Genomic DNA, 12896 nt, shown 5'->3' on the forward strand with positions numbered 1-12896 from the left:
CTGGATCAAGCCGGGCTCGCGGAGCCCGGTACGCACTCTCGCGGCCCTGGCCCTGCCGGTGCCCGCGGCCCGGGCGCCGGCAGCCGCGGCGCTCCCCTCGTCCCGCCGCCGTACGACTCCGATGCCCGTTCCTCGGCGAACTCCCCCGGGAGGGCCGGGGGTTCGCGAAAGGCCGACCGTGCCGCTGACCCTCCCGATGCGCCGGGCGCTGACCGCGGGCGCCGCCGCGACCCTGCTGTTCACCGCAGCCGGCGGCGCCGCCGCGGCCCCCGCCGCCCGCCACGTCCCGGCCGCCCGGCACGTCCCGTCCGCCCCGAGCGCCGCGGCCACCTCCCGCGCCCCGCTGCCGGCCCCGCACCACGGCCGGCTGTGGCCGCTCGCCGCCTTGTCCGCGGAGCGGCTGGCCACCGGCGACCTGGTGGCCGCGGCGAAGTGGGGCACCGGCAGCCCGATCGACGATCCGGTCCGCGAGCGGCAGGTGCTCGACGCGGTGGCGGAACAGGCCCGGCAGCTGGGCGCCGACCCCGGCGCCACGGTGCGGGTCTTCCGGGACCAGATCGAGGCCAGCAAGATCGTGCAGCGCGGGCTGCACCGGCGGTGGGCGGCGGACCCCGCGCAGGCGCCGACCGTGCGCCCCGACCTGAACGAGGTGCGCAAGGAGATCAACCGCATCAACACCGCGCTGGTCCGCGCTCTCGCGGCCTCCCCGCAGGCCCGCTCAGCACCGTCCTGCCGCCCCCTGCTGGCCGTCGCCGCCGCGCGGGTGCGCCACGAGCGCCACCTCGACGCCCTGCACACCGTCGCCCTGGCCCGCTCCCTCAGGTCCGTGTGCGCGACGCCGGCCTGAACCCCCCGAACGACCGGCGCGGGCGCTCACGCCGCCCGTCTGCGCCGGACGCTCACGCCGGGCGTTCGCCCGCCGCCACCGCCTTCGCCCAGCGGTAGTCCGCCTTGCCGCTGGGGGAGCGCTGGATGTGCTCGGTGAAGACCACCGCGCGCGGCACCTTGTAGCCGGCCAGGCGGGTCCGGCAGTGGCGCTGTACGGCGGCCAGGTCCAACGGGGCGGCGCCGGCGCGCAGTTGGACCACGGCCGCCACGCGGTGGCCCCACCGCTCGTCGGGTACGCCGGCCACCAGCGCGTCGTACACGTCCGGATGGGCCTTCAGCGCCTGTTCGACCTCCTCCGGATAGATCTTCTCGCCGCCGGAGTTGATGCACTGCGAGCCCCGTCCCAGGACGGTGACGATGCCGGCGTCGTCGACGGTGGCCATGTCGCCCAGCAGCACCCACCGGTCCCCGCCCGCCTCGAAGAAGGTCTCCGCGGTCTTCACCGGGTCGTTGTAGTAGCCCAGCGGTACGTGTCCGCGCTGCGCGAGACGGCCCACCTCGCCGGCCGGGGCCGGCCGGTGCGTCGCCGGATCGACCACCGCGGTACGGGAGTTGACGCGCACCCGGAAGCCCCGGTCGGGGCCCGCGTCCTCGGTGGCGGTGCCGTTGAAGCCGGATTCCGACGAGCCGAAGTTGTTCAGCAGCACGGCGTTCGGCACCAGCGCGGCGAACTCGGCGCGTACGGTCTCGGAGAGGATCGCGCCGGAGCTGCTGACGCTGAACAGCGACGAGCAGTCGACGCCTTCGAGCGGGCCGGCGAGGGCGTCGACCAGCGGCCGCAGCATCGCGTCCCCCACCAGCGACACGCTGGTGACCCGCTCCCGCTCGACGGTCCGCAGCACCTCCTCGGGCACGTACTTGCGGTGCAGCACGACCTTCTGGCCGAAGTGGAAGGCGATGAAGGCGGTCAGCGTGGAGGTCCCGTGCATCAGCGGGGGGGTGGGGAAGAAGACGATCCCCTCCCCGCCGGCCGCGACCCGCTCGGCCAACTCCTCCGGCCGCTTCACCGGTTCGCCGGTCGGCGCCCCGCCGCCCATCCCGGAGAAGAACAGGTCCTCGTGGCGCCACACCACACCCTTGGGCATGCCGGTGGTGCCGCCGGTGTAGATGACGAGCCGGTCGTCGGCGGAGCGCGGCCCGAAGCCGCGGTCGGGGGAGCCGGCGGCCTCGGCGTCCGCGAGCGACACCGGCGTGCGGGAGGGTTCGGGGGCGCCGGGCGGCGGGCTGCCGACCCGTACCAGGTGCCGCAGCCCGGGGGCGTGCGGAAGGGCGGCGGCCACCCGCGCGGTGAACTCCGCGTCGAAGACCAGCGCGGTCAGGTCCGCGTCGCGATAGAGGTAGGTCAACTCCTCTTCCACGTAACGGTAGTTGACGTTCACCGGGACCGCCCGGAGCTTCAGGCAGGCGTAGACGGCCTGGAGGTACTCGACGCCGTTGTACAGGTGCAGCCCCACGTGCCGGCCGGGGCCGACGCCGTGCGCGCCGAGGTGGTGGGCCAGGCGGTTGGCGGCGCGGTCCAGTTCCGCGTACGTCAGCCGCCGCTCCGCCCCGGTCCCCGGGTGGTCGACGTACACCAGCGCCTCGCGGTCGGGAACCGTGTCGACGATCGACTCGAAGAGGTCGGCCAGGTTGTACTCCACGTCTCCTCCAGACCGGGCGGACGGCGTCCCGGCCCGGCCGGAGACCGGGCCCAGGCGGTCATTAGAGCGCCGCCCGGAGAAGCAGGGAAGGCCGCGGACCAAGAAATCTGACTGAGTGTCAGAAAAGCCTTGAACTCGTCGTGCGGCTCCTGCACCCTGTTCCCCGTCCGGCGCACGGCGGACCGAAGGGGTGGTGGGCAGGACATGGACGGAACCGAACATCTCACCGTGGAGCGTCAGGGCGCGACACTCGTGCTCACCCTCAACCGGCCGGAGGCGAAGAACGCCCTCTCGCTGCCGATGCTGGTGGGCCTGTACGACGGCTGGACCGCCGCCGACGAGGACGACACCGTCCGGTCCGTCGTCCTCACCGGCGCCGGCGGCACCTTCTGCGCAGGGATGGACCTCAAGGCCCTGGCGGGCGACGGCATGGCCGGCGAGCACTACCGCGACCGGCTGCGCGCCGACCCCGACCTGCACTGGAAGGCGATGCTGCGCCACCACCGCCCGCGCAAACCCGTCATCGCCGCCGTCGAGGGCCACTGCGTCGCCGGCGGCACGGAGATCCTCCAGGGCACCGACATCCGCGTCGCCGGCGAGAGCGCCACCTTCGGGCTCTACGAGGTCCGGCGCGGCCTGTTCCCGATCGGCGGCTCCACCGTCCGCCTGCCCCGCCAGATCCCGCGCACCCACGCCCTGGAGATGCTGCTCACCGGCCGGCCCTACCCGGCGCCCGAGGCCGCCCGCATCGGCCTGATCGGCCACGTCGTGCCGGACGGCGGCGCCCTGGACAAGGCCCTGGAGATCGCCGGACGGATCAACGCCTGCGGGCCGCTCGCCGTCGAGGCCGTCAAGGCGTCCGTCTACGAGACCGCCGAGCTGACCGAGACCGACGGGCTCAAGGCCGAACTCGCCCGCGGCTGGCCCGTCTTCGACACCGCCGACGCCAAGGAAGGCGCCCGGGCCTTCGCGGAGAAGCGGCCCCCCGTCTACCGGCGCGCCTGACGTCAAGGAGAGCATTGTGCAAGAGGTGCCAGCGGTCCTCACCGCACCACTCGTCGTGGAATTCCCCTTCACCCGCTCGCTCGGCCCGGTCCAGGGCGCCTTCCTCACCGGGCTCCGCGAGCGCACCGTCCTCGGCGTGACCTGCCAGGACGGCAGGGTGCTCGTACCACCCGTGGAGTACGACCCGGCCACCGCCGAGGAGCTGTCCGACCTGGTCGAGGTCGCCCCCACCGGCACCGTCACCACCTGGGCGTGGAACCCCGCGCCCCGGCGCGGCCAGCCCCTGAGCACCCCGTTCGCCTGGGTGCTCGTACGGCTCGACGGCGCCGACAGCGCGCTGCTGCACGCCCTGGACGCTCCCGGTCCCGACGCGGTGCGCACCGGCATGCGGGTCCGGATCCGCTGGGCCGCCGAGCGCACCGGCGCCATCACCGACATCGCCTGCTTCGAACCGTCCGACGCCGCGCCGCCGGCCACCGGGCCCGTGCCGCACGACGGCGCGTTCGCCGACCCCGTCACCGGCATCACCGCCCCCGCCCGGCTCGACTACACCTACGCCCCCGGCCGCGCCCAGTCCCGCTACCTCCAGGCGCTCACCGACCGCAGGACCGTCGGCGAACGCTGCCCGGCCTGCCGCAAGGTGTACGTCCCGCCCCGCGGCGCCTGCCCCACCTGCGGCGTCGCCACCGACACCCAGGTCGAGGTCGGCCCGCGCGGCACCGTCACCACCTTCTGCATCGTCAACATCAAGGCGAAGAACCTGGACATCGAGGTCCCCTACGTCTACGCCCACATCGCCCTGGACGGCGCCGACCTGGCCCTGCACGCCCGGATCGGCGGCATCCCCTACGACCGGGTCCGCATGGGACTGCGGGTGGAACCCGTATGGACCGAGGGCGGCCGCTTCCCCGACCACTACCGCCCCACCGGCGAACCCGACGCCGACTACGACAGCTACAAGGAGCTGATCTGATGCGCGAGGTCGCCGTCGTCGCCTTCGGGCAGAGCCGTCACGTCCGCGACAGCGCGGAGACCTCCGAGGTCGAGATGCTGATGCCGGTCCTCCACGACGTGCTGGCCCGCACCGGCCTCACCGCCGGCGAGATCGACTTCACCTGCTCCGGCTCCGCCGACTACCTCGCCGGCCGGGCGTTCTCCTTCACCATGGCTCTCGACGGCGTCGGAGCCTGGCCGCCGATCTCCGAGTCGCACGTCGAGATGGACGGCGCCTGGGCGCTGTACGAGGCGTGGGTGAAGATCCTCACCGGCGAGGCCGAGACCGCACTGGTCTACGCCTACGGGAAGTCCTCACCCGGCGAGGTCCGCGATGTCCTCACCCGCCAGCTCGACCCGTACTACCTCGCCCCGCTCTGGCCCGACTCGGTGGCGCTCGCCGCCCTCCAGGCCCGGGCGCTGATCGACGCCGGCCTCACCGACGAGCGGGAGCTGGCCGGCATCGCCGCCCGCAGCCGCGCCGCCGCCGCGGCGAACCCGTACGCCCAGCTGCGCGGTGCCGTGCCCGTCGGCGAGCCGCTCGCCGCCCCGCTGCGCACCGGCGACTGCCCGCCCGTCAGCGACGGCGCGGCCGCCGTCGTCCTCGCCGCCGGCGACACCGCCCGGCGGCTGACCGAGCGCCCCGCCTGGATCCGCGGGCTCGACCACCGCATCGAGGCGCACAGCCCGGGCGTCCGCGACCTCACCGACTCACCTTCCACCCGGCTCGCCGCCGAACGCGCCGGCTACTTCGAACGGCCGGTGGACACCGCCGAGTTGCACGCCCCCTTCACCTCCCAGGAGGTGGTGCTGCGCCGCGCCCTGGACCTCGGCGGCACGGCCGGCGCCGACGTCCGGATCAACCCGTCCGGCGGCGCGCTGGCCGCCAACCCCGTCATGGCCGCCGGCCTGATCCGCATCGGCGAGGCCGCCGCCCGCATTCAGCGGGGCGAGTCCGAACGCGCCCTCGCGCACGCCACCTCGGGCCCGTGCCTGCAGCAGAACCTGGTCGCCGTCCTGGAAGGAGAGGCGCGATGAGCAACGCGGCGCACAAGGAGCCGGTGGCCGTCGTCGGCATCGGCCAGACCAAGCACGTCGCCGCACGCCGCGACGTCTCGCTCGCCGGACTCGTCCGCGAGGCCGCCCGGCGCGCCCTCGACGACGCCGAGCTGACCTGGGCGGACATCGACGCGGTGGTGATCGGCAAGGCTCCCGACTTCTTCGAGGGCGTCATGATGCCCGAGCTCTACCTCGCCGACGCCCTGGGCGCCGTCGGCAAACCCGTGCTGCGGGTGCACACCGCCGGCTCCGTCGGCGGCTCCACCGCCCTGGTCGCCACGAACCTCGTCGCCGCCCGGGTCCACCGCACCGTCCTCACCCTCGCCTTCGAGAAGCAGTCCGAGTCCAACGCGATGTGGGGACTGTCGCTGCCGATCCCGTTCCAGCAGCCGCTGCTCGCCGGCGCCGGCGGCTTCTTCGCCCCGCACGTGCGCGCCTACATGCGGCGCACCGGCGCCCCCGCCACCGTCGGCTCCCTCGTCGCCTACAAGGACCGCCGCAACGCCCTGAAGAACCCCTACGCGCACCTCCACGAGGAGGACATCACCCTGGAGAAGGTGCAGTCCTCGCCCATGCTCTGGGACCCGATCCGCTACTCCGAGACCTGCCCGTCCTCCGACGGCGCCTGCGCCATGGTCCTCACCGACCGCGCCGGGGCCGCGCGCGCACCCCGCCCGGCGGCCTGGGTGCACGGCGGGGCGATGCGCAGCGAACCGACCCTCTTCGCCGGCAAGGACTTCGTCTCCCCGCAGGCCGGCAAGGACTGCGCGGCGGACGTCTACCGGCAGGCCGGCCTCACCGACCCGCGCCGGCAGATCGACGCGGTGGAGATGTACGTCCCCTTCAGCTGGTACGAGCCGATGTGGCTGGAGAACCTCGGCTTCGCCGAGGAGGGCGAGGGCTGGAAGCTCACCGAGGCCGGCGTCACCGCACTCGACGGCGACCTCCCGGTCAACCCCTCCGGCGGAGTGCTCTCCACCAACCCCATCGGCGCCTCCGGCATGCTCCGCTTCGCCGAGGCCGCCCTCCAGGTACGCGGCCAGGCCGGCGCACACCAAGTCGACGGCGCGCGGCGGGCGTTGGGGCACGCGTACGGCGGCGGCTCCCAGTTCTTCGCGATGTGGCTGGTCGGCGCCGACTCACCGGCCGCCTGAGCCGGGGGCGTGCCGCCCGCCGCACACGCCCCACCGCCACCACCCCACCGCCCCGCCACGTCCTCTGTCCGTCCCCCGGGACAGTGGTTAGGCTGACCGCGACGACGAACCGGGAGGAGCGAGGACACGTGGCCAACAGCATCACCGAGCAGCGGCTCGCGGGCGGGCCCAGGCCCGAACTCGACCTGACGCAGGCCGAGTGGCAGTCGAGCACCCAGGGCGTGGGCGACGTCCAGGTCGCCTTCGTCGAGGGCTACATCGCCCTGCGCAACCGCCGCAGCCCGGAGATCCCGGCAGTGATCTTCTCCCCGGGCGAGTGGCGCGCCTTCGTCCTCGACGCCCGCGACGGCGCCTTCGACCTGACGTGACGCCCGGTGGCCGACGGCCGACGACCCCGCCGGCCGCCGGTCAGGTGAGCACCACGCACCCCCGCGCCCGCAGCGCCCGGACCGGCTCCGCCCCGTCGTCCACCGCGTTCCAGCGCAGATCCAGCTTCTCCAGCGACGGCATCCCGGCCACCCACGGCGGCAGCTCCCCGAGACGGTTGCCGCGCAGATCGAGCCGGCGGAGCAGCGGCAGCGCGCGCAGCTCCTCGGGCAGGCGCGGCAGCGCGTTGTCCCGCAGCTCCAGCACCCGCAGCTCGCCCAGCGCCGCGGTCCCGGCGGGCAGTCCGGTGAGCGCGTTGCCGCCCAGCCACAGCTCCCGCAGCCGCCCGAGCCGGCCCAGTGACCCCGGCAGCGCGGTCAACGCCGCCCGCTGCGCCCGGAGTTCGACCAGCCCCGCCATCGCCCCCAGCGCCGCCGGCAGCCGCCCGAGCGGGTTGTCGCCGACGTTGAGGTAGCCGAGCCGGTCCAGCCTGCCCAGGGTGTCCGGCAGCGCGGTCAGCCGGTTGTCGTGCAGATAGAGGAAGCGGGTCAGACCGGCCAGGTCACCGATCTCGTCGGGTACGGACGCCAGCGCGTTGTGGCCGAGGTCCAGGGTGTGCAGCCGGCGCAGCCCGCCGAGCGCCGCGGGGACCTCGGTCAGCGCGTTGTCGGCGAGGATCAGCACCTCCCAGTCCGCGCGCCGCCAGACCTCCGGCGGTACCGCGCCGAGGCCCGCCTGCCACAGGTTGAGCGTCCGGGGTCCGGTGGTCACGGCCGGTGTCTCCCCTTTCCGGAGGTCCGTCGTCACGGCTACGGCCAGTCGAGCAGCTCGGGCAGCGCCGACCCGGCCCCCGGCCGGAGGCAGTCCAGCGGGTGCCGGGGCGCGCGTCCGGCCATCCAGGCCGCCAGGTCGGTGAGCCGGCCGCGCACGGTCACCTCCGGCGCGGCCCCGGCACCGTACCGCCGCGAGAACTCCGTGTCGGTCGCCGCCAATATCAGCGTCAGGTCGTGCGGCGCGCGGGGCGCGAGGTAATCGAGGAGGTGGTGGCACAGCTCCGGCGGCCAGTCCTGCGGGCCCGGTCCGAGCCGGGCGTCCGCCAGATGGATCTCCAACTCCCGCCACCAGCAGGTCAATGCGGTCCGCAGATCACCGTCGCGGTAGCGCACCGGACGCGACCAGTCGGCCGGGCCGACCGCCGCCCAGGCCGCCGACGCCTCGTCCAGCGCCGCCGCCACCGCCCCGGCCAGCGCCGCCGCGTCGCGCAGCGCACCGGCCTCGATCGCCGCCGCGCGCGCGGGCCGGCCCCCGTCGTACGGCTCGACCAGCTCACCGCGCAGCGCGTAACGGGCCTGCCGGGCCATCGCCAGGCCGATGCCCTCGATGTGCGAGAGGACATGGGCGCGCGACCAGCCGGGCAGCTCGCTCGGCTCCCGGGTCACGGCATCGGTCAGCCCGGGCAGCAGGGCCCGCAGCCGCTGCCCGGCCGCCTCGATCGCTTCCCGGATCTCCTCGGGACGCCAGGGGCGCCCGGTCGTCGTCAGGTCCACAGCGGTTCCTTCGTCCAGGGGCCGGCGGTACGGCGGTACGAGAAGGTCAGCGCGGCCGGATCGAACGCGGGCAGGTCATCACCCGCGAAGACCGCTGGTTCGCACAGGAGTTGGCGCAGATCAGGCATGGAGCTCCCCCTGAGTGCTAATGGTTGTTCGCGACGTTACCATTAGACGCATGACCGCCACACGCCTCGCCCTGAAACTCGCCGTCACCCTCCGCCACGACGGCCACGGCGGAGTCACCGACGACCTCGCCGACACCGAGGGACTCGCGGTCTGGCTGCGCGAGCACGCCGCCCTCCTGGACGGCACGACGGTCCCGGCCGCGCCGGACGAGGCACTCCTCACCGCCGTACGGGAGCTGCGCGCCGCCGTCCGCTCGCTGTTCGCGCGCGCCGTACGGCCGGGACCGCCCAGCGCCGCCGACGCCCACCGGCTGCCCCCCGAGGACGAGGCGATCCGCCGGCTGAACGCCGCCGCCGCGCGCGTGCCCACCGCCCCGCAGCTCACCTGGGAGCCCGGCGCACCCCCCGCGCTGCGCCTGCTCCCGACCGGCTCCCCGCCCGCCGCCGACACGGTCCTCGCCGCGCTGGCCCGCGCCGCCCTCACCTTCCTCGACGGTCCCGAACGGGCCCTGCTGCGGGCCTGCCCGGCCCCGCGCTGCGTGCGCTACTTCGTCAAGGACCACGCCCGCCAGGAATGGTGCACCCCCTCCTGCGGCAACCGCGCCCGGGTCGCCCGCCACCACGAGCGGCACCGCGAAGGGCGCGGCGACGCCTCGTAGGGTGGGCGGCATGACGGGCGAACGCGATCTCCAGGTCCTGCTGCGCGGCATGCGGCCGGAACTGCACCAGGGCCGGTACGTCTTCACCAGCGTGTCCGGGGCGATCCCCCCGGGCCTCGCCCCGGTGGTCACCGTCGCCGAACCCGAAGGACTCACCCTCGTCCTCCGCCAGGAGGAAGCCGACCGCACCGGCCTGGCCTACGACTACGTCGCCGCCTGGATCACCCTGCGGGTGCACTCCGCGCTGGACGCCGTCGGCCTGACCGCCGCCGTCGCCACCGCCCTCGCCGACGCCGGCCTCAGCTGCAACGTCGTCGCCGGGTTCCACCACGATCACCTCTTCGTGCCCCACGAAGCGGCCGACGAGGCGCTGCGCCACCTCGGTGAACTGGCCGACCGGGCCTGAAACGGGGGCGCCACGGGCCCGGCGCACCCGGTGTCGCTCACCCCGACGTCCGCGCGGCGCGTGCGCCCGGGCCACGTACGATGGCGGCATGTCCTTCCTCCGCCGCCGTAGCGCAGCCACGCCCGCCGGTCCAGACTTCGACGTTCTCGCCATGGACCCCGGGGACTGGCCGGGCAACCTCGGGGCCGGCCTGCTGCCCGCACCCGACGGAAGCTGCCAGGGCGTCTTCCTGCGCTACGACCTGTTCGGCGGCCGCGGACCCGCGATGATCATCGGTAACCTGCCCGAGGGCTCCCCGGCCCGCGAGCTCGACGACGACGAGGTGCCCTTCGAGGTCGCCCAGCTGCTCGCGGCGCTCGGCAACGACGAACCGGTGACCGTCGTGGAGAGCGAGGACACCCCCGTCATGCACGAGGGCAACCTGCTCATCGTCAAGCGCATCAAGTGCTCCGAGAGCCGGATCTCCTGCGCCCAGTTCGACCGCAGCGACGGCGTGCTGGTCACCATCGCCAGCTGGGACCGGCCGATCACCGACGACCTCTACGCGCTGCTCAAGCCGCTGCCCGCGGAACTCTTCCAGCAGGGCTGAGCCGGGCCCCGGCGCCGGCTCACCGGGCGGGCACGCGGCGACCTCGCCCGTGCCCGCCCGGTCGGCGCAGTTCCCTCGCTACGAGTCCGAGTGCCGCACGTCCACGTCGGCAGCGCGCACATAGCCGACCCGGTGCCCCAGCTGGATCTCGTAGTAGACGTCCGCACCGCGGACGATCGCGTGCTTCGAGACGTCGAAGGTCGGCGCGTAGAAGTACTCGCTGCTCACCTTCTGCCCGACCGCGTACTTCTGCCCGGCGGCGATCTTGTACGGCAGCGGCGTCACGGCCTGGTACGGCACCCCGGCCGGGTACGCGTCCTTCTCCGGGTAGGCCCGGCCGTAGACCGGGATCTCCTCGCGGTCCGCCTTCGGGGTCGCGATCAGCCCCTTGCCGTTCACCGCGGTCCGCGCGCCGTGCGGGTTGCGGAACCACGCCTTCTGCCCGAGGTACCAGATCGCCGTCCAGTCGCCGGACCGGCCCGCCACCGCGAACTGCTGGCCCGTCGTGGCCCGGGCACCGGTGTCGTTCACCCCCTCCGTCGTGTCACTGCCGTCCGGGTGCAGCCCGACGTCCCTGACCAGCGGGGCGTTCTCGCTCGGCGCGGTGTACAGCCGGACCGCCGTGGAACCGTGCGGCGCGCAGGTGTCCCCGGGCTTGTCGCAGCCGGTGTAGGGCGGCTGGTTGCGGTCGTAGTCGGGGCGGATGGTGACCAGCCCGCCGTGGCTGCCCCCGGCGGAGTGGAACGGCTTGCCCAGCAGGGTGAAGTAGTGCGCCCAGTCCCAGTACGGCCCGGGATCGGTGTGCATCCCGGGGATCGTGGACGGCGACGTACCGGGCACGTTGTCGTGGCCCAGGATGTGCTGCCGGTCGAGCGGCACGTCGTACTTGCGGCTCAGGTACTTCACCAGCCGGGCCGAGGCGCGGTACATCGCCTCCGTGTACCAGGCGTCCGGCGAGGCGAGGAAACCCTCGTGCTCGATGCCGACGGAGTGCGAGTTGATGTACCAGTTGCCCGCGTGCCAGGCGACGTCCTTGGTCGGCACGTGCTGCGCGATCAGCCCGTCCGAGGAGCGGATCGTGTAGTTCCAGGACACGTACTTCGGGTCCTTGATCAGCTTCAGGGTGACGTCCCACGACCCCTCGGTGTCATGGATGACGATGACGTCGACCTTCTGGTCCCGGGGGCGTTCCGCCTTGTCGTGGTTGCCGTAGTCGTTGTCGCCGAACTCCTCGTACGGCGCCGGGACCGACTCGCAGGCGACGTTCCACGGGCACTCCAGCCCGGCGTCGCCGCTCGGCGCCGCGGCCTTGGTGGCCGGTGTGCCGACACGTTTCCGCTGCGCGGCGTCCGGAGCCAGCCCCGGCGCGGCGGCCAGCGTGACCCGCTGCCCCGCATCCGTCGTACGGGTCTGACCGTGGCGCATCACCTCGTACACCTCGTCGGCGAAGGCCCGGCCGCCCAGCGCACTGTCCTGACCGCCGTAGCGGGCCACCGCCGCGTACCACCGCGCCGGATCGCCACTCGCCGCCAGCCCCAGCTTGCGCTGTTCGGCGGCCAGCAGCGCCGCCCCGCCCAGCACGTTCGCCGCCGGGTCGGTGCGCAGCTTCCCGGCGGGCAGCCCGGTCAGCCGGGCGGCCGCGCCCAAGGTCCGCAGCCGGGCCGGAAGTTCGGCCGGCAGCACGGCCCGCCGCGCCGCGCCGTGCGGCACCGGCTTGCGGCCGCGCGAGGAGTCGCCGCGGGCGTCCTCGTCGCCCGCACTGAACTCCGGCGCCCGTGCCAGCGCCGTACGGGCATCCGTCAGATGCATCGGGCCGTAGCCCCCCGACACACTGGGCGCGCCGCCGTGGCCGTCCCAGCGGGACTCCAGATACGAGACGCCGAGCAGCACACTGCGCGGCACGTGGAAACGGGCGGCGGCCTCGGTGAAGGCCCGCTGCAACCGGTCCGCCCGGGGCTGCCCGGCGCTCGCGGACGGCGCTCCCGAGAGCGGCAGCAGCAGCATCGCCGCCGCGAGGGCGGTGGTGGATCTGCGCAGGGCGGGGCGGGGCGTTCTCTTCTCGTCTTCCGGGGCGGATCCTCGCAAAACATCCTCCTCGAGCCGGGCCGAGCCGGACGGTGTGACGATGGACGAGCAAACGGCCGTGCGGGGTGGACCCGAGAGTAGATCCCCCGTCGGGTCCGGAGCCATACGTGTGCCGACGATCCGTCAATCACCGTTGCCGGGTCGGGACGCCGCATGTCAGGGCATCTCCCGAGGAGTCTTCCCGGACCCGCGCCGGGCCTGCGAGGCGTCAGTGGAATGGACCAATGAACGGGTGCGGGGCAGGGCGTGTCCACCGGCCCGGGACGCCCCGGACATCCGATGGACACGCCCTGCCCCGCACGGCGCACAAGGGTGAGCGGCGCGTCCCGTCACCGGGCGCGCCGCTCACAATCCCCCCTCGGGAGCCCTCGCGCTCC

General features: G+C 74.2%; 14 protein-coding genes. 9 read left to right on the forward strand and 5 right to left on the reverse strand.

The features are described 5' to 3' along the window. Positions 1-196 precede the first annotated feature (196 nt). A complete protein-coding gene (locus SL103_RS13400) occupies positions 197-847 on the forward strand; it encodes a chorismate mutase (protein WP_069573675.1) in 651 nt (216 codons plus the stop codon). A 52-nt stretch (positions 848-899) separates the two neighbouring features. Here SL103_RS13400 and SL103_RS13405 read toward each other — a convergent pair whose 3' ends face one another. Then, positions 900-2528: an acyl-CoA synthetase gene (locus SL103_RS13405; RefSeq protein WP_069569076.1), complete on the reverse strand. Its 1629-nt coding sequence runs from the start codon at positions 2526-2528 to the stop codon at positions 900-902. A gap of 204 nt (positions 2529-2732) precedes the next feature. Between SL103_RS13405 and SL103_RS13410 the strand changes: the two genes are divergently transcribed. The 5 genes from SL103_RS13410 to SL103_RS13430 all read left to right on the forward strand — a co-directional run bounded on the left by SL103_RS13410 (position 2733) and on the right by SL103_RS13430 (position 7107). Then, positions 2733-3533 carry a crotonase/enoyl-CoA hydratase family protein gene (locus SL103_RS13410; protein WP_069569077.1) on the forward strand — a complete coding sequence of 267 codons (801 nt, stop codon included), beginning with the start codon at positions 2733-2735 and terminating at the stop codon, positions 3531-3533. 25 nt (positions 3534-3558) lie between these two features. Further along, positions 3559-4506, forward strand: coding sequence for a Zn-ribbon domain-containing OB-fold protein (locus tag SL103_RS13415; protein WP_069569078.1), 948 nt, complete (start codon positions 3559-3561; stop codon positions 4504-4506). Further along, on the forward strand, positions 4506-5564 hold the full coding sequence (locus SL103_RS13420) for a thiolase domain-containing protein (RefSeq protein ID WP_069569079.1): 1059 nt from the start codon (positions 4506-4508) through the stop codon (positions 5562-5564). Before SL103_RS13415 ends, SL103_RS13420 begins: the two co-directional genes overlap by 1 nt. Then, positions 5561-6739 carry a thiolase domain-containing protein gene (locus SL103_RS13425; protein ID WP_069569080.1) on the forward strand — a complete coding sequence of 393 codons (1179 nt, stop codon included), beginning with the start codon at positions 5561-5563 and terminating at the stop codon, positions 6737-6739. The genes SL103_RS13420 and SL103_RS13425 overlap by 4 nt, the downstream gene beginning before the upstream one ends. Positions 6740-6867: 128 nt before the next feature. After that, on the forward strand, positions 6868-7107 hold the full coding sequence (locus tag SL103_RS13430; RefSeq protein ID WP_069569081.1) for a DUF397 domain-containing protein: 240 nt from the start codon (positions 6868-6870) through the stop codon (positions 7105-7107). A 40-nt stretch (positions 7108-7147) separates the two neighbouring features. On the opposite strand, the gene SL103_RS13435 is transcribed toward SL103_RS13430, so the two are convergent. From SL103_RS13435 to SL103_RS37795, 3 genes are read right to left on the reverse strand one after another with little or no spacing between them, the layout of a single operon-like run. Next, positions 7148-7876 (reverse strand): leucine-rich repeat domain-containing protein, encoded by a 729-nt coding sequence (locus SL103_RS13435; protein WP_069569082.1) that lies wholly within the window; start codon positions 7874-7876, stop codon positions 7148-7150. Between the two features lie 38 nt (positions 7877-7914). After that, entirely contained in the window at positions 7915-8652 is a 738-nt protein-coding gene (locus SL103_RS13440) for a maleylpyruvate isomerase family mycothiol-dependent enzyme (protein WP_244303904.1), read from the reverse strand. Then, a complete protein-coding gene (locus SL103_RS37795) occupies positions 8643-8780 on the reverse strand; it encodes a hypothetical protein (protein WP_164492795.1) in 138 nt (45 codons plus the stop codon). Before SL103_RS37795 ends, SL103_RS13440 begins: the two co-directional genes overlap by 10 nt. 50 nt (positions 8781-8830) lie before the next feature. Between SL103_RS37795 and SL103_RS13445 the strand changes: the two genes are divergently transcribed. The 3 genes from SL103_RS13445 (at position 8831) to SL103_RS13455 (ending at position 10434) form a co-directional block, all read left to right on the forward strand. Further along, positions 8831-9439 carry a CGNR zinc finger domain-containing protein gene (locus SL103_RS13445; RefSeq protein WP_069569083.1) on the forward strand — a complete coding sequence of 203 codons (609 nt, stop codon included), beginning with the start codon at positions 8831-8833 and terminating at the stop codon, positions 9437-9439. A 10-nt stretch (positions 9440-9449) separates the two neighbouring features. Further along, the gene (locus tag SL103_RS13450) at positions 9450-9845 is read left to right on the forward strand and encodes an ACT domain-containing protein (RefSeq protein WP_069573679.1); all 396 of its coding nucleotides are present in this window, start codon (positions 9450-9452) and stop codon (positions 9843-9845) included. 88 nt (positions 9846-9933) lie between these two features. Further along, entirely contained in the window at positions 9934-10434 is a 501-nt protein-coding gene (locus SL103_RS13455) for a hypothetical protein (protein ID WP_069569084.1), read from the forward strand. A gap of 78 nt (positions 10435-10512) precedes the next feature. Here the strand turns inward: SL103_RS13455 and SL103_RS13460 are convergent, their stop codons facing one another. Continuing rightward, complete coding sequence (locus SL103_RS13460) at positions 10513-12519, reverse strand: N-acetylmuramoyl-L-alanine amidase (RefSeq protein WP_069569085.1); 2007 nt, start codon at positions 12517-12519, stop codon at positions 10513-10515. Positions 12520-12896 lie beyond the last annotated feature (377 nt).

Source organism: Streptomyces lydicus, assembly GCF_001729485.1.
GTDB lineage: Bacteria > Actinomycetota > Actinomycetes > Streptomycetales > Streptomycetaceae > Streptomyces > Streptomyces lydicus_D.